This window comes from Aminobacter carboxidus, from assembly GCF_014863355.1.
GTDB classification, from domain to species: domain Bacteria; phylum Pseudomonadota; class Alphaproteobacteria; order Rhizobiales; family Rhizobiaceae; genus Aminobacter; species Aminobacter carboxidus.
In genome coordinates, this window is the sequence record NZ_JACZEP010000001.1 from 1,433,800 (window position 1) to 1,458,617 (window position 24,818).

20 protein-coding genes and 1 pseudogene are annotated in these 24,818 nt (G+C 63.4%); 18 read left to right on the plus strand and 3 right to left on the minus strand.

Going from position 1 to position 24,818, the window contains the following annotated elements:
• Positions 1-79 precede the first annotated feature (79 nt).
• The 17 genes and pseudogenes from tssA (at position 80) to IHE39_RS06915 (ending at position 20,328) form a co-directional block, all read left to right on the plus strand.
• On the plus strand, positions 80-1,243 hold the full coding sequence (tssA, locus tag IHE39_RS06835; RefSeq protein ID WP_192565889.1) for a type VI secretion system protein TssA: 1,164 nt from the start codon (positions 80-82) through the stop codon (positions 1,241-1,243).
• 6 nt (positions 1,244-1,249) lie between these two features.
• Positions 1,250-1,789: a type VI secretion system contractile sheath small subunit gene (gene tssB / locus IHE39_RS06840; RefSeq protein WP_184767801.1), complete on the plus strand. Its 540-nt coding sequence runs from the start codon at positions 1,250-1,252 to the stop codon at positions 1,787-1,789.
• 4 nt (positions 1,790-1,793) lie between these two features.
• Positions 1,794-3,296 carry a type VI secretion system contractile sheath large subunit gene (gene tssC, locus IHE39_RS06845; protein WP_192565890.1) on the plus strand — a complete coding sequence of 501 codons (1,503 nt, stop codon included), beginning with the start codon at positions 1,794-1,796 and terminating at the stop codon, positions 3,294-3,296.
• A 24-nt stretch (positions 3,297-3,320) separates the two neighbouring features.
• Complete coding sequence (locus IHE39_RS06850; protein ID WP_184767799.1) at positions 3,321-3,800, plus strand: Hcp family type VI secretion system effector; 480 nt, start codon at positions 3,321-3,323, stop codon at positions 3,798-3,800.
• A pseudogene (gene tssE, locus IHE39_RS06855) lies at positions 3,784-4,547 on the plus strand (type VI secretion system baseplate subunit TssE). The gene IHE39_RS06850 and the pseudogene tssE overlap by 17 nt, the downstream one beginning before the upstream one ends.
• 1 nt (position 4,548) lies before the next feature.
• Positions 4,549-6,423, plus strand: a complete 1,875-nt coding sequence (gene tssF, locus IHE39_RS06860) for a type VI secretion system baseplate subunit TssF (protein WP_192565891.1) — start codon at positions 4,549-4,551, stop codon at positions 6,421-6,423.
• The gene (gene tssG / locus IHE39_RS06865; RefSeq protein ID WP_184767796.1) at positions 6,387-7,451 is read left to right on the plus strand and encodes a type VI secretion system baseplate subunit TssG; all 1,065 of its coding nucleotides are present in this window, start codon (positions 6,387-6,389) and stop codon (positions 7,449-7,451) included. Before tssF ends, tssG begins: the two co-directional genes overlap by 37 nt.
• Positions 7,448-8,989 (plus strand): type VI secretion system-associated FHA domain protein TagH, encoded by a 1,542-nt coding sequence (gene tagH / locus IHE39_RS06870; RefSeq protein WP_192565892.1) that lies wholly within the window; start codon positions 7,448-7,450, stop codon positions 8,987-8,989. Before tssG ends, tagH (IHE39_RS06870) begins: the two co-directional genes overlap by 4 nt.
• A gap of 3 nt (positions 8,990-8,992) precedes the next feature.
• On the plus strand, positions 8,993-9,445 hold the full coding sequence (gene tssJ / locus IHE39_RS06875; RefSeq protein ID WP_192565893.1) for a type VI secretion system lipoprotein TssJ: 453 nt from the start codon (positions 8,993-8,995) through the stop codon (positions 9,443-9,445).
• Between the two features lie 40 nt (positions 9,446-9,485).
• Entirely contained in the window at positions 9,486-10,820 is a 1,335-nt protein-coding gene (gene tssK / locus IHE39_RS06880; protein ID WP_192565894.1) for a type VI secretion system baseplate subunit TssK, read from the plus strand.
• A gap of 4 nt (positions 10,821-10,824) precedes the next feature.
• A complete protein-coding gene (icmH, locus tag IHE39_RS06885) occupies positions 10,825-12,144 on the plus strand; it encodes a type IVB secretion system protein IcmH/DotU (RefSeq protein ID WP_192565895.1) in 1,320 nt (439 codons plus the stop codon).
• Positions 12,145-12,147: 3 nt separating this feature from the next.
• Positions 12,148-15,687: a type VI secretion system membrane subunit TssM gene (gene tssM / locus IHE39_RS06890; protein ID WP_192565896.1), complete on the plus strand. Its 3,540-nt coding sequence runs from the start codon at positions 12,148-12,150 to the stop codon at positions 15,685-15,687.
• Complete coding sequence (tagF, locus tag IHE39_RS06895) at positions 15,669-16,211, plus strand: type VI secretion system-associated protein TagF (protein WP_192565897.1); 543 nt, start codon at positions 15,669-15,671, stop codon at positions 16,209-16,211. The genes tssM and tagF overlap by 19 nt, the downstream gene beginning before the upstream one ends.
• The gene (locus IHE39_RS06900) at positions 16,211-17,320 is read left to right on the plus strand and encodes a DUF2169 family type VI secretion system accessory protein (RefSeq protein ID WP_192565898.1); all 1,110 of its coding nucleotides are present in this window, start codon (positions 16,211-16,213) and stop codon (positions 17,318-17,320) included. Before tagF ends, IHE39_RS06900 begins: the two co-directional genes overlap by 1 nt.
• Complete coding sequence (locus IHE39_RS06905; protein WP_192565899.1) at positions 17,317-18,342, plus strand: beta-ketoacyl synthase N-terminal-like domain-containing protein; 1,026 nt, start codon at positions 17,317-17,319, stop codon at positions 18,340-18,342. The genes IHE39_RS06900 and IHE39_RS06905 overlap by 4 nt, the downstream gene beginning before the upstream one ends.
• Entirely contained in the window at positions 18,339-19,412 is a 1,074-nt protein-coding gene (locus tag IHE39_RS30570) for a PAAR-like domain-containing protein (protein ID WP_246470536.1), read from the plus strand. Before IHE39_RS06905 ends, IHE39_RS30570 begins: the two co-directional genes overlap by 4 nt.
• Before the next feature lie 151 nt (positions 19,413-19,563).
• On the plus strand, positions 19,564-20,328 hold the full coding sequence (locus IHE39_RS06915; protein WP_192565900.1) for a beta propeller repeat protein: 765 nt from the start codon (positions 19,564-19,566) through the stop codon (positions 20,326-20,328).
• Between the two features lie 21 nt (positions 20,329-20,349).
• Here IHE39_RS06915 and IHE39_RS06920 read toward each other — a convergent pair whose 3' ends face one another.
• The 3 genes from IHE39_RS06920 to IHE39_RS06930 are packed head-to-tail and all read right to left on the minus strand — an operon-like array spanning position 20,350 to position 23,452.
• The gene (locus IHE39_RS06920) at positions 20,350-20,691 is read right to left on the minus strand and encodes a hypothetical protein (RefSeq protein WP_192565901.1); all 342 of its coding nucleotides are present in this window, start codon (positions 20,689-20,691) and stop codon (positions 20,350-20,352) included.
• Positions 20,691-21,116: a DUF6484 domain-containing protein gene (locus tag IHE39_RS06925; protein WP_192566072.1), complete on the minus strand. Its 426-nt coding sequence runs from the start codon at positions 21,114-21,116 to the stop codon at positions 20,691-20,693. The genes IHE39_RS06920 and IHE39_RS06925 overlap by 1 nt, the downstream gene beginning before the upstream one ends.
• Before the next feature lie 11 nt (positions 21,117-21,127).
• Positions 21,128-23,452: a type VI secretion system Vgr family protein gene (locus tag IHE39_RS06930; protein WP_192565902.1), complete on the minus strand. Its 2,325-nt coding sequence runs from the start codon at positions 23,450-23,452 to the stop codon at positions 21,128-21,130.
• A gap of 203 nt (positions 23,453-23,655) precedes the next feature.
• Between IHE39_RS06930 and tagH (IHE39_RS06935) the strand changes: the two genes are divergently transcribed.
• The gene (gene tagH / locus IHE39_RS06935) at positions 23,656-24,750 is read left to right on the plus strand and encodes a type VI secretion system-associated FHA domain protein TagH (protein ID WP_192565903.1); all 1,095 of its coding nucleotides are present in this window, start codon (positions 23,656-23,658) and stop codon (positions 24,748-24,750) included.
• Positions 24,751-24,818 lie beyond the last annotated feature (68 nt).

The following is a 24,818-nucleotide window of genomic DNA, read 5'->3' on the forward strand; positions in this document are numbered from 1 at the left end:
GCGCCGCCTGAATTGTGCTATAACCAAAGTCGAGTGGAATACCGGCTACTTCCGACCTGAGTATGGCGTGGGGGGGTGCGTGGTTGATCTTGCTCTTTGGCTCAACCCTTTGAACGGTGAAAACCCGTCGGGGGAAGATTTGCGCAACGATCCGCGCTTCCACGAGCTTGAGCGCCTCATCGAGCCGCAGGTCAACGTCGTCCATGACGAGCGCAACCGGCCGACATCGCAGGTCAGCATTCCCGTTGAGTGGGCAGTCGTGCTTGAGAAGGCCGAAGAGCTGCGCGCCCAGGGTCGCGATCTTCGCCTGATCACCCTTGTCACCCGTGCCCAGGCCAATGACCAGGGACTGGCCGGACTGGCCGACGGCCTCACCCTGATTGCGCGCACCTTCGACGAACACTGGGAAACCATGCATCCCGCGCTGCGCGCCAATGCGCCGCCGCGCGAAGCGGCCCTGCGCCGCATCAACGCCCTGCTCGACCTTCAGAATGGCCAGGACGGGCTGCTCGCCAATCTCCGCCAGATGGTGTTTTTTGCACCGCGCGGTTTCGGCCCGATCACCGGCCGGGAGCTCGAACAGGGCGCGCTCGACGACCGCGTCATGTTGCAGGAAGCGGCACAGGGCCTGAACAACGCCGAACGCGCAGCGCTGTCGACCACGCACGAGCAGCTTTTGACCAAGTTGCGCAGTGCGTGCGCAGCCCAGGCCGACCAGGCCGGCGCACAGCTGGAGCAGTTGGTCGCCGATACCCGCGCAGCGGCCCAGGCGCTCGGTGCCGTCGATACCGCACTCAACAAGCGCATTGAAAGCACCGGGCCGGCCGTGCCGGACCTGAAGAAGTTTCTCGATCGCGTGCAAACGACGCTCGAACGCGGATCGACCGCGCGAACCGCGCCAAACGGCGTGGCAAAACCCGAACCTACCCAGGCCACACCGGTCGCGGCACAGCCCAACGGCCACGCGCCCGAGCCGGTGGCAAACCAAGCGGGACCGACCATGGCCCTCCCCGACCGCCTGTCCTCGCGCGACGACGTCGTCAAATGCCTCGACCTCGTCGTTGCCTTCTACGACCGGACCGAGCCGTCGAGCCCGATCCCGCATCTCGCCCGCCGTGTGCGCCGCATGGTGCACATGGATTTCGTTGAACTGATGGAAGATCTCGCCCCTTCCGGCCTGAAGGAGTTTCGGCTCCTGGCCGGCGTAACCGACAAGAAGACGCCTCAGAAGGATGAAAGGTAGCCAAGCATGCCAGCCGAAAGCAAAGCAAAGGTCATCGAGCGAAATCGCGCTCCACGCGTGCAGATCGCTTATGACGTCGAGACCTATGGCAGCCCGACGACGATCGAACTGCCTTTCGTGATGGGCGTGATGGCGGATCTCGCCGGCTCGTCGCAGACCAAGGAAGCGCAAAAGACGGTGCTCGACCGCACCTTCGTCGAAACCGATGCCAACAGGTTCCCGCGCTTCATGGAAGCGCTCGGACCGCGCGTGAAGGCTCGGGTGAAGAACACGCTGCCCCAGGCCGAGGGCGCGGAGCGCGAAGAAGAAATGGCTGTCGATCTTACCTTCTCCAAGATGGGCGACTTCGCCCCCGACAAGATCGCCGAGCAGGTTCCGCAGCTTGCCGAAATCCTCAAGATGCGCCGCCAGCTCGAAGAATTGCTCGGCTTCATGGACGGCCGCGCCGACGCCGAAAAGCGCATCGCGCAGTTGCTGAACAACGAGCCGCTGCTCGGCCAGATCGCCAGCCAGGCGCTCAACGACAGCGACAAGGTCGAGGAATAAGACCATGGCCGAACAGCAAAAAAGCCCCACCGTCGCCGAAGCCGAGGCTATCGACCTCGGCGAGTTCAGCGATCTCCTGGAGAAGGACTTCAAGGTCAGGAAGGATGACAGCGAGAAGCTGCAGCAGCTCGTGCGCAACCTGGCACTCGCCGCTCAATCCCGCTCGGACACCACCACCATCTCCTCCAACGCCATCAAGTCGATCAAGTCGCTGATCTCGGGCATCGACAAGATGCTGACCATCCAGCTCAACGAGATTCTGCACGCGCCGGAAGTGCGCGAGATGGAAGGCACTTGGCGTGGCCTTTGGTACCTCGTCAACAACACCGAGACCGACCAGAAGCTGAAGATCCGGGTGATGAACATCTCCAAGGAGCAGCTGGCAGACACGTTGGAAGATTATGAAGGCCAGATGTGGGACCAGAGCCCGGTGTTCAAGAAGGTCTACACCGACGAGTATTCGATGTTCGGTGGCGAGCCGTTCGGCTGCCTGATCGGCGCCTACGAGTTCTCCAACCATCCCCGCGATGTTGGCCTGCTGCGCAACATCTCGGGCGTCTGCGCCTCCGCGCATACGCCGTTCATCGCCGCTGCCTCGCCACGGCTGTTCCGCATGGACAGCTGGCAAGAGCTGCCCAACCCGCAGGACCTGCAGCAGATCGTCTCCAACCCGGCCTACGCCTCGTGGCAGTCGCTGCGCGAGAGCGAGGACGCCCGCTACATCGGCCTGGCCATGCCGCGTGTCCTCGCCCGGCTGCCCTATGGCGCCGACACCGTTCCGGTGAAAGGTTTCGCCTTCGAAGAAGAGGTCCAGGGCGACCACCACAAATATGTCTGGATGAACGCCGCCTTCCCGATGGGCGTCAACATCAACCGCAGCCACAAGCTGTTCGGCTGGGGCACCCAGATCCGTGGCGTCGAGAACGGCGGCACGGTGATCAACCTGCCGGTGCACAGCTTCCCGACCGATGACGGCTCGATCGCGATGAAATGCCCGACCGAAGTCGCCATCGACGACCGCCGCGAGGCGGAACTCGCCAAGCTCGGCCTGATGCCGATCCTGCATCGCAAGAACACCGATCTCGCAGCCTTCATCGGTGCCCATTCCTTGCAGGACGACGAAACCCGAGCCGGCAGGCTTGTCGATCCCGACGCGCAGTCCAACGAACGCCTCAGCGCCAACCTGCCCTACCTGTTCCCGGTGTCGCGCTTTGCCCACTATCTCAAGGCGATCGCCCGCGACAAGGTTGGCTCGTTCAAGGAGCGTGCCGACATGCAGATATGGCTGACGGAGTGGATCAACCGCTACGTGCTCGCCAATCCGGCCTTCGCCGACGACAAGGCCCGCGCCAAGCGTCCGCTCGCCGCGGCCGAGGTGCAGGTCGACAGCGTCGAGGGGCGTCCAGGTTACTACAACGCCCGCTTCTATCTGCGTCCGCATTACCAATTGGAAGGAATTAACGCGTCGCTTCGGCTCGTGTCGGAGCTGCCTTCGGTCAAGTCCTGAACTGTTCAGTAACGGAGAGAGACAATGGCATCGGATGACGATCTCAGAAAAGCAACGAAGATCGACGGCTTCCTAAAGGTTCCCGACATCAAGGGGCCGAGCACCCGTGACGGCCACGACGAGGAGATCGAGATATTCAACGTCGCCTTCAACATGGTCGCCCCATTCGATCCCAATTCGCTTTCGCGCAAGGGGCGTGTCGCGCTGGGTACGGTGAGCTGTTCCAAGGACGTCGACATGTCGTCGCCGTATCTCGCCAAGGCATGCCACGAAAACAAGCAGTTCGACGAAGTGGTGATCTCCTGCCGCCGGACGATCGACGGTGAGACAAGCGACTACTTTGTCATCACCATGAAGGAGGCATCTGTCGTTTCCTATGGTTTTGGTGCCAGCACGACCAACAGCGATACGCTCGAGGACTTCGTGCAGTTCGCTTACAAGACGATCGAGCTGGTCTACGACACCGACCATACGCAAGAGATGAGCGTTGCAACCGGCTTGTGACGCGCCGCATAGACGCCCTGGTGCTGCATGATGAAGGCCAGTGGAGTTCAGCAAGCAAGGCGAGAGGCGTCGCAGCCATCGCTATGGGACCGGCTGGTGAACGACCTGCCGGGACTAAGCTCGGAAATCGAAGCCCTGCACCGGGCACTGGAAAATGAACTCGGCAGCGAGCGTGTCGAAGCGTTCGTGAGCGGTAGTGCGCGCGCGATCGATTCCGACCTTGACCTGACGCCCGACCACAAGCAACGCCTGCACAGGCTCGTCTTCCTGAACCGCAACCGGGTCGAGCTTGAAAGCCGGGGCATCGTGGTGTCGGCGCGCGTGCTACGCGAGGCGGTGCGCCGCGACATCGAAGCGCTGTTCAACACCGAGCGCTTCGATGCCACACCATTGCTGTCCGACGTCGAGGACGAACAGGCGGCCGAGAACCGCCTGAATCTCGACGATTTTCCGGAAGTGCGGCGCAGCGTGGTCAATTACGGCGTGCCTTCGTTCTCCGGCCGCTCGTCCCGCGACTTCGACAAGGATGCGCTGGCACGCGAAATCAAGACTGTCCTGGCCAATTTCGAGCCGCGCCTCAAGGAGAGTGCGACCAAGGTCACTGTCACGCTCAACGACAAGAGCATGGGCATCAAGATTGAAATCGACGGGGTGCTGATCATGACGCCGACGCCGGAACGGCTGCGGCTCAGGACCACGATCAACCTCGACAACGGCTTGGCGCGGACCGAATACGGCGAGGCATAGAATGGATCGGATCTTCCTGGAGTATTACGAGGAGGAGCTGACCCACATCCGCACGCTCGCAGCTGAGTTCGCCGACATGCACCCGGCGGTCGCCCGCAACCTCTCGCTCGATACCGCACCCTGCCCCGATCCATATGTCGAGCGTCTGCTCGACGGCGTCGCCTTCCTTGCCGCACGGACCCGGCTCAAGGTCGATGCCGAGCGCTCGAGGTTCGCCCGCAGCGTGCTTGAGGTGCTTTATCCCGACCTGCTGACGCAGGCACCCGCGGTCACCATGGCGGTGCTGAAGCCCGGCCAGCAGGTTCAGACAATGAATGCCGGCCATGTCGTCAAGCGTGGCACCCGGCTGGTGGCCAACCTGCAGCCCAGTCTTTCGACACGTTCCACCTTCACGACGGCACAGGATGTCACCTTGTGGCCGATCGAGATTTCATCCGTCGGCTACTACCAGGACCGCAGCGCGCTGGCCGCAGCCGGCATCTCGCCGATCAGCGGCGTCTTTTGCGAAGCGGCACTGCGCGTGACCATCGCCAGGTCAGGCAAGGGCAAGCTCAACGAACTGGCGCTCGACCGGCTCGACCTGCATTTCGCCGGGCGCACCAAGGCTTCGCTGCTGTTCGACACGATCTTTGGCGTCTGCACCGCAATGGGCGCTCGCCACAACGGCAAGTCAGGCAAGCTCACCGTCCTGCCCCAGCCCGAGATGATCGGCATCAGCGACAGCGAAGCCTTGATGCCGCGCACGCGTCCGACCTTTGAAGGCTACCGGCTGTTGCGTGAATACTTCATGATGCCGGAGCGCTTCCACTACGTCCGCGTCCAAGGCCTGCTGCCGGTCGTTCGGAGTTGCGAGGCCGGGCTCGAAGTCGTCTTCTTGCTGAGACGGGCCGCGCCTGAGCTCGCCGACCTTGCCCCAGCCGATTTCGAACTGTTCGCGACACCGGTGATCAACCTGTTCGAACGCGAATGCAACGTCATCGAACTCGATGCCCGCAAGACCCGGCAGGTGCTTTACGCCGATCGCACCCGGCCCAGGGATTTCGAGATCTACCGCATTACCCATGTCGAGGACGCGGACGCCCAGGGCGCGGATGCGGAAATACCGGCACTTTTCAGCCTTGGGCAAAACCGGGGCAGTGGCTGGGTCTATTCGACCGAACGCCGCCCCCGCCGCGCCACCGAAGACGAGCGGCGCGAGGGTATGACGCGTACCTCCTATACCGGCGACGACGTGTTTCTGGCGATCTCCCGTCCGGCAGCTATGCCAATCGGCCGGCCGCTCAAGCGCATTGAGGTCACGGCCCTTTGCACCAACCGCGACCTGCCGATCCTCGACGACAATCCGACGCTGACGCTGGAGAGCGGCGACCCGGTCGAGGCGGTGCGCCTGCTCGGTGCCTTGCGCGCGCCCCAGCCTTCCATTCCAGCCGTGCTGCCTGCCGGCGCTGATGCCGAATCCCGTGCCGATGAACTTGCCTGGCGGCTGGTGGCGCAGCTTGCGCTCAACTTCCTCAGCCTTGCCAAGGAGGGGCGTGGCGTCGATCCGCTGCATGCGCTGCTCGATCTCTATGCCGATCGCGGCGATCCGGCCCTGGCGCGCCATGTCCGCTCGATCGTGCGCATAGACTCCCAGCCGGTGATCGAGCGCTTGGCCATTCCGGGGCCGATGTGTTTCGGCCGCGGCACCGAGATCCTGCTCCATGTCGACCAGTCGGTGCTGTCTGGTCAAAGCTCGCTGCTGCTTTCCGCTCTTCTGGCGCGGCTGTTTGCCCGCCACGCCGGTATCAACGGCTTCGTGCGTACCCGCACGCGGCTGCTCCAGAAGCAGGAGGACGTGCCATGGCCGATGACGCCCGGCAACCGCTTCCTGATCTAGCGGCGCGCGACACGCTGACGGAGAGCTACGACTTCTTCGAGTTGCTGCGCCAGCTTGAAAACCGGAGCGGTCGCCTGTTCGGCCATTCCGGGCGCCCGGATCGCGAGCCGGCCCGCCTCGGGCAGCATGTTCGTCTCGGCTTTTCGACCCAGGACGTCGTCAAGTTCGAGGCGGCCGCCGACAAGGCTGCCGCTCGCGTCACCGTCGCCAATCTGGGCCTGCTGGGACCGGAGGGGCCGCTGCCGCTGCATGTGACGCGGTGGGTGCTCGATCGGATGTCGCAGCGCTGGTTTGCTGGTGCCGACGCGCATCAGACCAGCGACACGACCTTCGTCGAATTCGTCAACATCCTGCAGCACCGCATGATCGCCCTGTTCTATCGGGCCTGGGCAGATGCGCATCCGGGCGTGCAGGTCGAGCGTGCCGTTGGTGGGCGCGTCCGCGAGATGCTGGAGGCTATGGCGGGCATCGGACTTCCAGCAACCGACAATTCCGAGGATCCAGACGTGGATGCGGTCAAGTTGCGCCAGGCGGCGGCACTTGCCGGACAGGTCGATGGGCCGGAGCGGTTGACCCTGTTCGTCGCCGAAGTGTTCAAGGTGCCGGTCCAGTTGAAGGAATTCGTCGCCTCCTGGCTCGAAGTCCCGGCAGCGTTGCAGACAAGGCTGGGCCAGGCCAGCGCTTCGCTGGGCAGAAGCGCGACGATCGGGCCGCGCAGCTTCAGCCGCCAGAACAGGGTCGAACTGCGCATTGGGCCGCTCGATCTCGCCACCTACGCGACGTTCCTTCCCGGCAGCAGGCGGCTGGCTGTCCTGAAGCGCGCCATCAGCGATCTCATCGGAGAATTGCTCGACGTCGATCTCAGGCTCGTGCTGGCCCGCGAAGAGGTGCCACCGGCCCGCATCGGCGCAGCGCAGCTTGGCCGAACGGCGTGGCTTGCGCCCCCTGCGGAAAGGGGCGATGCTGAGGATATGCGCCTGCGGACGATCGTCGGCTGGCGGCCAGAAATGGCGGGAGTCGGGGCATGAGCTTGCTCCTCACGCTTGAGCAGGGACCACGCGCACAGGCAGTGCGCCAGACCCGGCTGGACAAGGGTGAACTGGTTATCGGTCGCAGTCCCGATGCGGACTGGCAGATCGACGACCCCGACATGTTCGTCTCGCGCGCCCACTGCAAGATCACCGCTGGACAGGACGGCTACGTCGTCGTCGACACATCGAGCAGCGGCCTCTTCATCGACGACGCCGGCAACGCGCTTGGCTCGGGCAATTCGGTGCGGCTGCGCCATGGCATGCGGCTTAGGCTTGGCGACTATGTCGTTGCGGTCGAGCTGCACCCGGCCGAGGTCCAGCCACAACAGCCGAAGTCAGCTCCATCAAGGACGTCAGTGCCTCAACCCGCGCCACCCGCATCGCGCGGGCCGGTCGGCCTGGGTGGCGATGACTTCTTCTCGCTCAAGACCGATGAGGAGCCTCAGCGCCCTCGCCCGGCGGATCTCCCGAACCCGTTCGAACATCCAGAACCCGGAGCATTTCGCGCCTACGAGCGCGCCGGGGGCTCCGAGCGCAATTCGCCTGCCTTCGATGATCCGTTCAGCCTCGATCCGGTGGCGACGCCTGCTTCGAATGGTCATGCCGACGGCAGCCCGAACGGCACGGCGGCCTTTGCCGATCCATTTGGCCTCGCTTCGGCCGAAACGCCGCCGCCAAAGCCAAAGTCGGAGCCTGTTGTAACGCAATCGCCATCGTTCAATGACGGTTTCGACCTGCCGCCCATCGCACAGCCTCCGCCCGTCGCCGAAGCAAAACCGCGCGAACCCGTCTCTGCCCCTGCTCCTGCCCCTGCTCCGGCCAAGTCAGCCTCGCCGGCACCTTGGGATCTGCCCGTTCGCCTGCCTGATGCCGCGCCTCCGCCGCCAATGTCGCTGAGAGCCCGGGAGCAAGCAGCAGCAAGCTCGGCAACGCCTGCAGCCGCACTTCCCGCACCCGCACCTTCCGACAGTGCGCTGCACGCCGCCTTCCTGCGCGGTCTGGGCCTTGATGAAAGCGGTCCGTCAAATCGTGATCCGGTTTCCGAAATGGAGAAATTCGGTCGCGAGTATCGCCTGATGCTCGAAGGCCTGATGCAGCTCCTGCGCAAGCGCGCCGAGGAAAAGGGCAACGCCCGCATCGAGCAGACCATCGTCGGCTCGTCCGAGGTCAACCCGCTCAAGTTCCTGCCCACCGTCGACGATGCGCTGGCGACCATCCTGGCCGAGCGCAGCCCGGGCTTCCTCGCCGGCGAGCCGGCTATAGCGGACGCGATACGCGACCTCGCCCATCATCATGTTCGCGCCTGGCGCGGCCTGCAGGGCGCGCTTCGCCACATGATCGACCGCTTTGATCCCGTCGCGCTCGAAGAGGAACTGAAGTCGAGCTCGTCGATCGAGAAGCTTTTGGCCGGCGGCCGCAGCGCCAAGCTCTGGGATCTCTACAAGAAACGACATCGCGAAATCGCCGTGAGCGCCGAGACGCGCTTCATGGGCGAAATAGGAGCTGATTTCCGCAACGCATATGAAGAGGAGTGACGCATGATCGACCGGCGCGACTTCATTATTGCTCTCGGCGCTACTGGACTGGTGACCGCCTGCCAGAGCGGGCCACCGAAACCGTCCACCGTCACCGTCAATGTGAGCGGTCAAGCCGGCATGAATCCCGGACCCGACGGCGGCGACAGGCCGGTGACGGTTCTGATCATGCGCTTGAAAAGCACGGGCAAGTTCAATTCGGCCGACTATTTCGCCCTGCAGGGTGACGCGGGTTCGGCACTTGCCGGCGATCTCATCGGCTCGGACCAGCTTTCGGTCGGCCCCGGTGCTGCGGCGTCGAAGACAATCACCGTCGAGCCGGAGGCAACCGCGCTCGGCTTCGTGGCACTTGTTCGCGAACCGACAGGCCGTACTTGGCGAACGACGAAATCGGTTTCGCCGGGTTCGACGGTGACGATCACCGTGACACTCGGCAGCGGAGGCATTTCGGCCTGAGGCGGCCACATCAGGAGTAGGCGATGCAGAGAGTTGCCGCATGACCGACGCAAACAGGGTGCTCTGGTCCGAGGGGTTGTTCCTTCGGACCCAGCACTTCCAGCAACAGGACCGCTTTTTCGAGGCGACGGTGCGCGGCGCGTTGCAGGCCGGGCCGTTGCACACTTATGGCTTCCGCGCGATCACCCTCGACCCTGCCTTGCTCGAGGCGGGGCAGATCGCCGTGCTCTCGGCGCGCGGCATCTTTCCTGACGGCACACCTTTCGCCATTCCCGACACCATGGATGCGCCGAAGCCGCTCGCGGTGACAGCCGACATGGGCGGCGGTCCTGTGCTGATCGCCGTGCCGCTCGAACCACCCGGCGGCGTCGGCTTCGATCCGGCGCATGCCGAAACCAGCGGTGCACGTTATCGCGGCCGCATCGTCACGGTTCGCGATGCCGTGCAAGGCGGATCGGATCCCGAGGAGATCGAGATCGCCCGGCCACAGGCGCTGCTGCTCGCGCCCGGAAAATCGGTTGGCGGCTACACCGCATTGCCGATCACGGAGATCACCGGGCTGCGCGCCGACGGTGGTGTTGCCGTCGACGGCAACTTCCTGCCGCCGACACTCGCCACAGGTGCTGTCCATTGGTACGCCCAGCTTCTCCAGGAAGTCATCACCGGTCTCGACCAGATCGCCGAAGCGCATGCCAAGATGGTGCTCGGCGGTCCCGGTCGCAGCGTCGAAGATCTTTTGATGCTCAACCTGGCCAATGCGGCGCGGCCGCGCCTGGCGCACATGCTGGCACAGGACATCTTCCATCCAGCCGAGCTCTATCTCGAGCTTGCCGGACTTGCCGGCTCGATGGCGACCTATGGCTCGAATTCGCGGCGCCTCGCCGAACTGCCTACATACGACCACATGGCGCCCGGGCCGGCCTATTCAGCACTTGCCGACACGTTGCGCTCGCTGATCCTGAGCCTGCGCTATGTCGAGCCGAAGTCGCGGGCGCTGCCGGTCATGCGTCACTCCACCAATGTCTGGAAGGTGCGCATCGACAACCCCAAGCTGCTTGTCGCCAGCCGCATCGTCATTCGCGTCGGCTCCGAGCTGTCGGAGGACGCGCTGCGCAAGATCTTCGTCAACCAGGCGACGGTGGGCGCGGCAAGCGAATTCGAAGGCCTGTGGAAGTCGCGCCTGCCGGGCATTCCGCTCAAGCCGCTGCATTCGCAACCGCGCGAAATCCCCTATGACGGTGACCGTCTTTGCCTTGAACTCGATCAGAGAAGCGAGCACTGGGCCTCCCTCCTCGATGCACCCGGATTCGTCATTGGCGTTTCCGGCGTGCTGCCGAGCGAGCCGCAGGTCGATTGCTATTCGGTGAACAGGTGACGCGATGAGCCAGGACGATCCTTTCGGCTTGTCGGAGGATCGTGAGCGCACCCGCATACGCATGGTCGGCACGCCGTCGCCGCGCATGCCGATGCCGTTTTCGGCTGCGCCATTGAAGCGGACGCGCGCCCATCCGAACACACTGGTCAAGGCGTTTTCCGCCTTGCTGGAGTTCGCTCCCGAACTCGAAAATGCGCTGCCGCCCGAGAATCCGGAGCATCTTCGCACCCGCCTGCAGGAAGAACTCGTGCGTGGTCGTGATGCCGCAGTCGCTGCTGGATCGTCGATCGAGCGGGCGGACCAGGCCGCGTGGTCCGTTGCGGCCCTGCTCGACGATCTCGCGTTGAACACACCCTGGGGCGGTTCGAGCGCTTGGCCGCGGCAACCGCTGGTCGTCATGTTGCGCGGCGACGTCGATGCCGGCGCCCAGTTCTTCTCGCGCCTGGAAGAGCTCGAGCGCCACCCCAACCGCGACAAGGAAATGCTGGAGCTGCAATACCACTGCATGGCGCTCGGCTTTCGCGGCAAGTACCGGGTGCCGGGCCGCTCAGGCGACAGGTCGTTGAATGCCGTGCGTGTCGCCGCTGCCCGTTTCCTGCGTGACGCTGACGCTGAGGACGCACCGTTGTCGCCGAATTGGCGAGGTGTCGTCGCCGCCGACGAGGCGCCGCGCTTCACCGTGCCGATCTGGGTGATGGGTGTCATATCAGCCGTGCTCGCCACCGCGATCTATATCGGCTTTTCGCTTGGGTTGAGCAATCAGGCCGTCCAGCTCTCGGCGCTGGTCCGTGCGCTTCCGCCGGCTGATCGCGCGGAAGTTTTGCGCACGACACCCCAGGCTGAAGCACCCCCGGTTGAAACCGTCGATTTCGCCCTGCTGCCGGAGTTCGCCGCAGCCACACCCGAAGGCCTGCGCCCCGCACTCAAGGGCGCCGAAAGCGTGTCGCTGGCCCGCCTCGTCATTCAGGCCTCCAACCCTGAGCTGTTCCAGTCGTCACGGGCCGAGCTGACCGATGGCTTCCAACCGCTTGTCGAAGCCATCGCCAAGGTGATCGTCGAGAACCTGGAACTGATCGGCAACGTCACCATCGTTGGCCATACCGACGGCATTCCTCTGCAGAGAACCAACCCGCTTTCCACTAACCAGCGCCTTTCGGAGGCCCGCGCTGCCACCATTGCCGACATGCTCGTCCAGAACGGCGTTCCACGCGAGCGCGTGCGTTCGGAGGGGCGCGCCGCCACCGACCCCGTTGCCGACGACGGCACGCGCGAGGGCCGCGCGCTCAATCGTCGTGTCGAAGTGCTGGTCGAAAAGAGGCTGTGACAGATGTTCATCCTGCGCTTCCTCTGGTCGGTACTGACATCGCGGTGGCTCTGGACACTGATCGGGCTGACGCTGCTTTCGCTGATCATCTGGGTCTTCGGCCCGATCGTCGCCGTCGGCCAGAGCACGCCGTTTGCATCCGAAACCGTGCGCATGGCGCTCATCGCAGGCCTTGTCATCCTGTGGCTGATCTGGCTGATCCTGGCGCAGCGCCGCGCCATCCGCGCCAATCGCATGTTCGTCGCCGAGATCGCCGCGCCGCCGGTCGAAAAACCGCTGACGGCAGGCGAGCAGAGCGTTGCCGCTGTCGGCGCCAAGTTCCAGGGTCTGATGGACGAGATGAAGCGGCGCAAGCTCGGCGGCCGCAAGCTGCTGCGCGACATGCCGTGGTATGTCATCGTCGGACCACCGGCCACCGGCAAGACCACCGCCTTGCGCCAGTCCGGCCTGAATTTCCCGATCGACCTCACCGACGACATCCAGGGCGTTGGCGGCACCCGCAACTGTGACTGGTTCTTCGCCGAGCACGCGGTGCTGATCGACACCGCCGGCCGCTACGTGCAGCAGGAAAGCCAACCCGATGTCGATGCTACAGAATGGCTCGGTTTCCTCGACCTGTTGAAGAAACATCGCGGCCGGCGCGCCTTGAACGGCGTCATTGTCGCGCTGTCGATCGATGCGTTCTCGGAGGGTGACGAAGCCATCAAGGCACATGGCCGCAAGATCCGCCGCCGCCTTGCCGAACTGAACGAACGCCTCGAAATCCGGCTCCCGGTCTATCTGATGCTGACCAAGGCCGACCTGATCAAGGGCTTCGAGCCCTTCTTCGGCGGACTGTCGACTTCAGCCCGCGAGCAGGTCTGGGGTACGACATTCGCGCCGGATGCACGTGTCGACGGCAAGATGGTCGCAAGCGAGATCTCGCTGCTGGCGACCGAGCTCGAGCGGCGCCTCGTCCCTCGCCTTGAGGACGAAGACAGCCTTGCTGCCCGCGCCGAAATCTTCAGGTTCCCGGCCCAGGTCGAAAGCCTGTCGGAACCGATCCGCCTCTTGGTCGAACAGATATTCGGTGAAAGCCGCTATGAAGACAGCGCCTGGCTGCGCGGCGTCTACCTGACCTCGGCAACGCAGGAAGGCGCCCCTATCGACCGGCTGACCGCTGCGCTCTCGTCATCCTTCGGCCTGCCGCCGCGGCGCGCCATGTCGTCGCCGCGCGTCGAAAAGCGCAGCTTCTTCCTCAAGAACCTGCTAACCGAGGTGATCTTCAGGGAAGCAGGGCTCGGCATGTTCGATCCGCTGGCGCAGCGCCGTCGGACGTGGATCTGGCGCGGAGCTGCCGCGGCCTGTGGAGCGGCGGTACTGCTTGCCGGCTCTCTGTTCGGGCTGTCCTATTACGACAACCGCAATGCCATCGCGGCACAGGCCGGCCAGCTGGAGGCGCTGCAGGCGCCGCTTGCCCCATTTGCGGCAGCCCCCGCCCCGGTCGACGCACCAGACATCGATGTCGCGCTAGCCGCGATGGACGAAGTCACCAGTGCCCGCACACCGCCGCCCAGCGGCTTTCGCGACCTGGTTGGTCCGACAGCTTCGCCGGAGCTGCTGCGCGCCCAGGCTGACAGCTACAACCACGCTTTGCGCAACATCCTTGAACCACGCATGGTCGCCCTGCTCGAAACGACGATGTGGCGCCAGGTCCGCGATCCGGAGTTCATGCTGGGGGCGCTCAAGACCTACCGCATGATGACCGGCCTTTCCCAGATGGACGCGGATTTCGCCCAGGACTGGTGGGTGAACCAACTGCCCGAATTCGCGCCCGTCGCCCCCTTCCCGACGCCCAACGCCGAAGAGCACCAGCTTGCCGCCATTCGCCGCATGACGATCGACGCGAGCTATGTCGCACCGGATCCGGCACTGGTCGCCGAGGCCTTGAAAAGCGTTTGCACCATTTCGCTGCCGGCACGCGCCTACAAGCAGTTGCTGGCCGATCCCGCCGTCGCCGAACTGAAAGAATGGATTCCGGCGAACTTTGCCGGCCCCAACGGCTCCAAGGTGTTTGCCCGCCAGTCTGACAAGACGATGCGAGTCGGCATTTCGGGCGCGTTCACCTACGCCGGCTTCCACGATGTCATCCTCGACCGGCTGGAGGATGTCGCAGCCCAGGCAGCACTCGATCGCGCCGTCTTTGCCGGCGGCTGCGAAGAGAATTCCGAGACCTCGGTGTCGGCGCTGTCGGAAGACATTCTCAAGCTCTATTACGAGGATTTCATTGCCCAGTGGGACAGCCTGCTGCGCGACATCCGTCTGGCGCCGCTGACCGATCTCAACGTCGCCAGCGAGAACCTGAAGGATCTGTCGAGCGCTGATTCCGCGCTCAAGCGGCTCGTCACCGCCGTCGTCCACGAGACCGATCTCATCCGTTCCGACGAAGAGCCGGCCGGCGACAACAAGGCTGCCAACAAAGGCGCATCCAAGCTTCTGGGCAAGCTTGGAAAAGTCGGCAAGCTGGCCAAGGCGGGCGCAAAGCTGCTCCCGCGCGCCGGCTCGGCGGCCGAAGTCGACATGACCGGAACGCTCGTGGCCGAGCACTTCAAGCCGCTGAAAAGTGCCGTCGCCGAAGTGGACGGCCAGCCGCCCATGCTCGACGCCGCAGTCGTTGCCCTCACCGCATTGTCGAACGTGCTGCAGACGGTCACCGCCAATCCCGATCCGCAGGATGCGATCAAGAAGCAAGGCGGCCTCGCCGAGCTGACCGGTGCTGTCGCCCGTCAGGCGCAGATCCTGCCCGACCCGATCGACGACTGGCTCGGCGGCATTGCCGGCGACACCAGCGGCCTGACGGAAAAGGCCGTCACCTCAGAACTCAACGCCATCTGGCGCGCCGATATCCTGCCGTTCTGTCAGGCGGCGCTGACCGACCGCTATCCGTTCAGCCCTGGAAGTGCCGTGGACGTCAATGTCCGCGATTTCGCCCGACTGTTCGGCCCCGGCGGACTGATCGACGCCTTCACCAACGACCACCTGATCAGCTATGTCGACACCGCCAAGCAGCCATGGACGTGGCGTGCCGACATGGGTCTCGATTCCTCGGCCCTTGCCGCCTTCGAACAGGCCCGCCGCATCCGTGACGACCTGTTTCCTGGAGGCACCGGTCCTCTGATGAGCTTCACGCTCGAACCCAAGGATCTGTCGCCGACCGTCACCCGGGTGACGCTCAATCTCGATGGCCAAAGCCTCGTCTACTACAACAACGCCACGCGCCCGCAGCCGATGACCTGGCCGGGCAAGGATGGCACCGGCACCATCTCGCTGGCCTTTCAGCCCATCGACGGCTCGCCCGAAGTCATTGTCAATGAAACCGGCAGCTGGGCCTGGCTTCGGCTTTTGACCAAGGGCCGCTTCACCGGCACATCGCTATCCGACGTCTACAATCTGCGCCTGGGCGCCAAGAATTTTTACGCCGACTTCGAGCTCAAGGCGGCAAGTGTCGAGAACCCCTACAACCTCCAGATGTTCAAGAGGTTCACGTGCCCGCAGAACATCTAGGCACCGGCTTCTACGGCAAGATCCCGGCGACCGGCGATTTCGTCGGCCGAGGCCTTCCAGGCGACTTCGTGCGCGCGTGGGACCGCTGGGTGGCGAGCTATCTGGCGCCATTGCAGAACTCGGGCGCCTGGCCGGAAGACCTCTCCTTGCGCTTTCTGCTCGGCCCTGATGCCAATGGCCCGATGGCCGGCATCGTCGTGACGAGCAACGATCGCGCCGGCCGCCGTTTTCCGCTGACCGTCGCAGCACCGCTCGCCGTGGCCGCAACCGGCGTGGCTGACATGGCGGCGAAATGGTTCGACGACATCGAGATCGCGGCTGACGCCGCGCGCTATGGCTATGTCAGCGCCGACGAGTTCGCCGCCAGTCTGGCCACTTTGCCTTTTCCGGCGCTCGACATGACAGGTAAGTCAGTGCTTGGCATGGTCCTGTGGGCCGGTCCCTGGGTGCCTGTGGACGTCGATCCGGCGACCCCGCAAGTAGCTCTGGATCGGCTGCTCACCGCAAGCTGGGAGACCAGTTGATGCAGATATTGAACCAGATGGGTTACCCTCACCAGTTCACTGCCGCCACTGATGTTGCTGGGCACGACTGGCTCGTCGTCGTGGTCAAGGCAACGTTCGATTTTCCGGCAAAGCCTGGCGCAGAGGTGCGCAAATCCGCGGAGCAGGCTCCGCTGGTTTTCGCCGACACGCAAACTGGCAAGCCGGGCTATTCAGCCACCCTTTGGGAAACCGATTTCGCGTTCCGCAAACCCCGATGCGACGTGATTGCCAATGGCTGTGCCTACGCGCCGGGCGGGCGGGCGGCGGAACGGGTAACTGTCGGGATCAAGATAGGCCACTGGTCAAAACTGTTCGAGGTGGTGGGCCACCGCGAATGGCGGGCGATCGGCCCCGTCTTCACCGCGACGGCGTCACAACCCTTCCTGAAGTTGCCGATCAGCTATGATGTCGCCTGGGGCGGCGTCGACAAGTTGGACCCCGAGGACAAGATGCCGGGCGTCTATGCTGCCAATCCGGTCGGCACCGGCTGGTCGCGCACCAGGAACCAGCACCTCATTCCGGGCCTGCGACTGCCAAACACCCAGAAGGTCGGCGAGGATGTCCGCTCACCCTTCGGCGACTACACGCCGATGAGCTTCGGGCCGATGGGCCGCGGCTGGCCCGGCCGCATCGAACATGGCGGCACCTACGACGACAATTGGACCAAAAACATATTCCCGTTCCTGCCGCTGGACTTCGACGAACGCTACTTCCAGATGGCCCCGCCGGACCAGCAGATAGACCACCCCAGAGGTGGCGAAGAGGTTCAACTGGTCAACCTGACGCCGGAAGGACGGGTGAGTTTTCGGCTTCCGGACACGGCGCTGCCAATGGCGCTGTTCAAGGATGGGAAGAAGGTGGTCGACATGCCTGTCACCGCCGACACGATCCTATTCGACCCAGAACGCCGGCGGTTTTCGCTGGTCTGGCGCCTGTCGCAGCGGCTGCATCGCACCATCCTTGATTTCTCCGAATGCTGGATCGGCCCGCCGACACCCGGCATGCTGCTGGCCCGGGCGACCGGCAAGCGCTACATCCGCAAGTTCGACACTCCGTTACGCGATGACGACGGTGCGGAGGCGGCATGAGTGCCAGCCTCGATATCGTATCCGTGGGCATGGTGACGGCCGTTGGCCTTGACGGCCCGTCAAGCTGTGCCGCGATGCGGGCGCGGTTGAATGGTTTTCAAGAGACGCATTTTCAGCAGTCGCCAGACGCACGCTTGACTGGCGCGCCCGTGCCGCTTCCGCGCAACTGGATTGGTGAGAAGCGCATGGCTCATCTCGCTGCCGGTGCGATCTCCGAGGCTTTCGAGGCAGAGCCGCAGGCACGTGGCCAAACCGCCCTCATCCTTTGCCTGCCGGAAGAAGACCGGCCCGGCCGGCCGCTACGCGACAATTCGGCCTTGTTGCGCCGGATTGGCGATATCATCCAACTCGCGCCTCACGATCATTCCCGCATTGTGGCGCATGGACGTCCGTCCGGGCACGCCGCCTTCGACCACGCTCGGCGGTTGTTGGCTTCCGGCAAGGTGTCTTATGTCATGATCGCCGGCGTAGACAGCTACCTTACCGCAGCAACGATCACCCATTATCTCATGGGTGGCCGACTGCTGACGGCCGGCAACTCTGACGGGTTCATCCCGGGTGAGGCCGCCGCGGCCGTGCTGTGCACACGTCCAAACAGCGGATCTTTTCAGCTCTTCGGGCTTGGCCTCGCCCGCGAAGCGGCGTCGATCTACAACAAGGACGATCTGCCCCTGCGCGCGTCCGGCATGACATCGGCCTATGACGCAGCCTTCCAGGAAACGGGCATCGACATGAGCCGCCTGGGCTATCGCATCTCCGATCTGGTCGGCGAGCAATACTGGTTCAAGCAGGCTGCACTGGTAACGCTGCGTTTGCTGCGTGGCCGGCATGAATTTCAGGATCTTTGGTCACCCGCCGAATCCCTGGGCAACATTGGAGCTGCCGTTGTCCCGTTGATGGTCGGCATGGCCTGGACAGCCGCCCGGAAAGGCTACGCTGCCGGCAATCCGGTCCTCATTGAAGCTTCTTCCGACGCCGGAGCTTGCGGCGCCGCGCTGTTCGGCTCGGGGACCGCAGCATGACCGTCTTCGCCAACGGGCTGGAGATTGCCTGCAAGGCGCAGGCAAACCAGGTCATCGCGGCATTCCCCTATGTCTGTTTCACGCCCCCACAGACACCGGCAACACCACCGGGCGTGCCGGTGCCCTACCCGACCTTCGGCTCGGATAGCGATACCGACAGCGGGACCAGCACCGTCAAGATCGGTGGCAAGACGGTCACCCAGAAGAACAAATCCTACTACACCAAATGCACCGGCAACGAAGCGGGCTGCGCGCCGAAGAAGAATGTCATTACGTCTGTGAACACCGGCAAGGAGTATGCCCACGCCTGGTCGGGCAACGTGTTCATGGACGGCGAGCCGATCAGCCGCTTCTCCGACATTTCGTCGAACGACCATGCATCGCCCATTGCCGGAGGCCCGCCCTTGCCCAAGGTCGGCATTCTCGACGAATCCGACCCCAGATGCGCTTTCCTTGGCATCAAGCCTTACAACAAGCTGAAATGCGATCCGGGCGAGCAGAAGGAGCATACGGTCGAGGTCCAATTCTTTACCGCCGGCGGCGTGCGCGACCTCGTGCTGAAATGCTGCGAGAAGTACGACGACAGGGAGGCGCCATGCATCTGCATGAAGGCAAAGTGGGTCGCTGGTGAAGGCGCAACGGCGCGTTCGGCAGGTGTTGAAGGACGTTCCGTTCTCGGCAGGACGACCAACACACCGCACTACTACAAGTCGGCTGAGGCAAGAAACTGGATCGCCAACAACCCCGAGGGAAAGCTGGGTGACTTCGTGAACACTTGCGTTGCCGCAACCGTCGACAATCTGGACATCCCGCCAGCGCAGGTTGCGCTCGCGACCGAATGTCTCGAAGTCGCAAACATGAATTATCTGAAAAAGAGCATGAACAAAAGCGAGCAGGAGGTGAAAGACAAGCAGATGTGCCACTCAACCTGCACGCGCGCCTATGCGGAGGAAGAGCGGGTGGCTGCTGCGAAGAAGAAGCTCAAAAAGACGACGGTTTCTGCACGGCAGGTGGAGAAGGCAATGAAGCAACGCCCAACGGTTGGGTGCAAGCGACGCGCCGGCACTTGAAAGGGATTCCAAGATGAGAATGGACCGAGAGCTGCTTGAGATCTTCGCACTGGAGAGCGATACGGCATACCAGTGCATTCAAGTCGCGCCAATGCGCGGCGGCCGTGCCGCAATCCTCTTCCTGGTCAGTGATCCCGACTTCGAGAACACCGTGTCGGTCGTCTTCGTCGTGGATGATTTCCATCCGGCTTCCGCCAAGCGCATTCTGCTGTCGGACGCATGGCTGATGTCCCTTTCCGCGACGCCGTCGGACGAACTCCTTGCGCTTGAGGCAACCACCCGGGTTTGGCACTTTGCCGGCGCCAACTGGTCGCGTGACAAGGTCTCGGACATCAGCCTCAGGCGCATCTGGGCGAAGGATCCGAATGGGCCCATTGCCGTGGGGAGCAAAGGTGTGGCCCTCAGATTCCAGGGGGCTGCCTGGCACCCGATACCACCCGCTGCCCCGATACAATATTTCGACGTTCACGGCACGCCTCGGCACGGCCTGTTTGCCTGCGGCAACCAGGGTAGCCTTCACCGTTTGACTGACGCAGGTTGGCAGCCGGTGGAACTTCATCGCCACGACCAGTTTCGCGGCGTCGACGTCGCGCCTGACGGCACGATCCGGCTTGCCGGAGACAGCGGTGTCTGCCTCCGAGTGGCCGGCGAGGAAGCGACGGAGCTTGAGGCGCCCGACCATACGTTCTTTGCCGTGCGCAGTTTCAAGGGACGCGCCTATTGGGGCGACGAGGTGGGTGTAAGCGTTGAAGCGGCAGACGCGCTACAGCCCTTCGAGGATACCGGCATCGGCTCGGATCTGCGCAGTGATGGCGACTATCTCTATGTCGCCGGCATCGACGCCGCCTGGCGCTTCGACGGCAAGGCATGGAAAAAGCTGACACTCGTCTATGACAACGAATTCCGGCTGGTGTGACCGCCTGAGCGTTGAGTTTACCTACTTCTGGCTACCATTGGTCGACAGATATGCCCTCACCTTGGGCAGGTCGAGCTCCGCGATCCTTGATGGCGCGCCCTTTATGAGCATGCGCAGGACAAACAGCTCGCCAGCTTCAGGATACTCGGCATAGAGCGCCTCTGCGATTTCTTGGCCTGCTTCGCCAGCGACGCGAAGACCATCCACATGCGCGTCAAGCCGCTCCACGAGACGCTCCAGCCGCTCTTCGTCCATATCGGGATTTTCATCAGGATGCAGCAGGTGGTGGTCGTAGACCGTCCATAGGAATGCCGCCATTTCGGCATGCTGGCGAACGATCTCGCGCAAGACGATCTTGGGCATCAGTTCAGGTTCACCGACCCACCGCGAATCCTGTTCGTGGCGCTGGCGTGGCTCGTCACATAGGTGCCGCGGATGGTGATGTGACCATCCTTTTCCATGATGATCGTCGCCTTGCCACAGCGGAGCTCGATCCGTTCGTCGCCGATGATGGTCACCCGTTCACCATCGCGAATGACCTGCGGTGTCGGTGACTTGCGGGCTGGCTCGACGATCCGGCCAACGATCAGCGGCCGCGCCGGGTCCCCTTCCTGGAACAGCAAGGCCACTTCGGCCCCGATCATGGCCGAGGTCAGTTCAGTCAGGCTGCGCGCGGGAACCGCCGCGTCATTTGGGTTGCCGGGAAAAACGACCAGTGGTGAATCGGAATCGAAGCCAAGAAACTGGCCAATCACCACACCTTCGATGCGCTCTTGGACCTTGGTCATGTCAGGCATTCCTAGTTCTGATTGATCTTGCTGCCCTTCATCGTGATGTCGCTCGAGGCCTTCACATTGATCTTGCCGGACCCCTTGATCGTGATGTCCTTGCCTTCAATGGTGATGGTGCCGTCCTTCTTCATTGTAATGGACGACGAGCCGCATTTCAGTGCGATTGCATCGCCTGCTTCGACCAGAAATGTCTTGGCAATGGTGATTTTGCCGTCCTCACCAATCTGCGTCATGCTGGCCTTGGCTATCTCCAGCTGGAAGGCACCGCCGACCTTGGTGCCGTCGTCCTTGGCAATTTCCGTACGCCTTCCCGCGCCGATCTGGCTGTTCAGATCTTTGGCGATACTGAACTTCTGCGCCCCACCGATCGTCACGTTCTGATTTGACGCGATGTTCCAGCTATCGTCGGCTCCGATCTGATGGGTTTGGGCAGCGCCTACGGTGACCGCGCGCGTCGACCCGATCGTGTTGGTTTGCGCGGACCCGACCGTGCGCGTCTCGGTCGCGCCGACCGTATCCACCCGCGCCGCGCCAACCGTGATCGCCTGGGCGATGGCCACCGTCTGCGCGTGATTGGCGCCGATCGTCTCCGTCGAGTTCGAGCCGATGCTGATGGTCTCGTTCGACCCGACGGTCAGCGACCGGTTCTTGCCCACCGTCTCGGTATCGTTCGATCCAATGTTGGTCGTCTGGTCGACGCCGACCTTCACCGTCTTGTTGTTGCCGACGTCCTCATCGAGGTTATGGCCGACGGAATGTTTGGCATCGTGGTCGATGCGGTCGGACTGGTCGTGCTGCACCAGCTTGGTCCGGTCGTTCTTGATCAGCAGGTTGTGGTCCTTCTGGGCCTGGAAGTTGACCAGTTCGGAGCCCGCCTTGTCCTCGAACATCAACTCGTTGTAGCCGCCGCCTCCTTTGGACGAGTTCGACTTCCAGCCCGACTGCGTTGCACTTCCGGGCAAGCCATAGGGCGGCATCTGGGCGGCATTGTAGATACGGCCAGTGATGATCGGCTGGTCCGGATCGCCCTCGATGAAATCGACGATCACCTCCTGGCCGATGCGCGGGATCTGGATGAAGCCCCAGCCGCTGCCGGCCCAGGTCTGCGAAACGCGCACAAAACACGAGCTGTCCTGATCCTTCTTTCCCAGACGATCCCAGTGGAACTGTACCTTCACCCGGGCGTATTCGTCGGTGAAGATTTCTTCGCCCGACGGGCCGACGACACGTGCGGTTTGCGGCCCGCGCATGATCGGACGCGGCGTGATTCGCGGCGGGCGGTATGGCAGGCTTGTCGGCGCAACACCGAGGACGACTGTGAAGCTCTCGCCCGCCGTCTCGATGCCGCTGCGATAGCCCGGGTCGAAGATACGGTATTCGACGCTGACCACGAGATACTCCTGGTTCTGGTCGTCGCGCGGAAAGCCGTCGAGCTTGAAGGTGCAGCCTGAAAACAGGCCGCGCACGGTGCCGGCAGCGGCGATGCGCTGGTGCACGGCCTGCAGTTCCTCGCGGCGTATGGCGGCGACCTTGTCGCCGCGGCCGACATCCAGGTGGGTGCCGGGCTGGCGGTAGTTTTCCCCTGATGCGAGCTTGTGGCCGAACGCCTGGTCGGACTTGGCCATCAGGCTGGCATCAGGCTTCTTGAAGTCGTAGTCGGTGTGGGTGTAGGCGCCGGGCCTGACCGAGCTGCCGGGGATCCACTCGGTGATGTATTCGACGTCGCGGCGCGCGCCCTGGCCTTCGAAATGATACGGCACCGTCTCGTAACCCGGCGCCGGCTTGAGCTTGTTCATCGCGTCGGCAAGGATCAGCGTGTGCTCGCCGTCACCATGCTCAAAGAAATACATGATGCCTTCATGCTCGAGCAGGCGCTGCACGAAGTTGAGGTCGGTTTCGTCATACTGGACGCAATAGTCACGCGGCGGATACGAGCCCTGCAGCCGCTTTTCGAATTTCGCCGAGCCGTACTTCGAAAAAATCTTCTCGACGATCTCGACGACGCTCATGTTCTGGAAAATGCGGCAGTCGGTCGCCGTGCCGAGAAACCACAGCCACGGCCGTACGACGGCTTCGTAATAGATCTGCCGGTCCTCGATGCGGGTCAGGCGGAAATCCGACACCAGGCCGCTGAACCAGCGTTTCGGATCGGACTCACCCTCGACCGAGACGGCACCGCCCAGCATCTTCAATGGATCGATATCAGGGTCGCTGCTGACGAAGCCGACGGTGTAGGCGAAACAGCGGCTGATCTCGTCTCGGCCGGCCAGATGGGTGAAAGTCAACGTCTCGCCGAGCGGTGTCCGGACCACAGTCGCGCGATCGTTAGCCATGGCGTCGTGCCTCTCCGCGGGGACGGCCGGACATCTGGCGCAAAGCTTAGCACAAGTTTTTCAACCGGCCAAAGCCGGCTCGGCGAACACGCCGAACCTGCCGTGCGCAAATGCCCCTGTTCTGCGGTCGCAGCAAACTGCTAGAATATAATAAGGAATTTGGACGAGGCTGCCGGGAACAGAGGTTTGGCGGGCGAATTCGGATGCTCATCACTTTGACCATCGATAATGTCGACAGGCTGCCCAATGGCGGACCGCTGTTTTACAGTTCGAATGGTCGCAGCTTCGCCATCGGCCGCGAAAACCGCGACTGGAACCTGCCCGACCCCAACCTGTTCATCTCCGGCCTGCATTGCGAGATCCGCTACGACAAGGGCACGTTCTGGCTCTACGACGTCTCGCGCAACGGGACATTCGTCAACGGCTCGAGCCAGCGCGCCACCGACCCGCATCCGCTCGCCAATGGCGACCAGCTCTCGATCGGCAGTTATATCGTCTCGGTCGCCGTCGAGGATCTGGATGCGAACAGCGACTGGGGCAATCCGATGCCCGCCCGGCATGTCGCAGGCGTCGGCCAGCCCCCACCGCAACTCGCGGATCCCTTCTTCGGCGGTGTGAACAACGGCCAGGCAGCGGCCGGCGTCGCGTCGCGACAGCCAGTCCAACAGATGCGCGCGCCGCATCCGGTTCCGGTCCAGTCTGTGCCTGTGCCACAACTACAAAGGCTGGAGGCCACGGAACTGCTCCGGCTCATCGCTTCGGGCGCCGGCGTCTCTCCCGATGTGTTCCTGCAGCGCGATCCGCATGACGTCGCGGCCGAAGTCGGCGCCGTGCTGCGCGCGGTCGTCGACGAGCTTGCCTTGTTGCTCAAGGCACGTGCGGCCGCCAAGGCGCTCGCCAAGAGCAGCCAGCGCACGATGATCGGCGGCGTCGACAACAACCCGCTGAAGTTCATTCCGCGTTCGGACGAAATCCTCGAGATCATGTTTGCCCAACGCCGCTCCGGCTATCTCGACGCCAGGCACAGCGTCGAGGAGGCATTCCGCGATCTCAAGACCCATGAGCTTGCGACCTATGCCGCGATGCAGGCAGCCCTGTCGCGCCTTCTTTCGGAACTGTCGCCGGATGCCATCGAGCGGAAGCTTCCCGCCTCGGCCTTCGTGTCGAGGAAAGGCCGGGCCTGGGACATGTTCGTCGCGACGTGGGAGGCCAAAGAGGCCGCGCATGAAAACGGCATGCTCGATGTCTTCCTGGCCTATTTCAGCGAAGCTTATGCCAAATCGGCGAACAAAAAGTAGCGCCGCCTCGGGACGCCGATCCTTGTGTCGAGCCTCCGCCACTCCTGCCGGCCGCCCCCCGGTTCCCA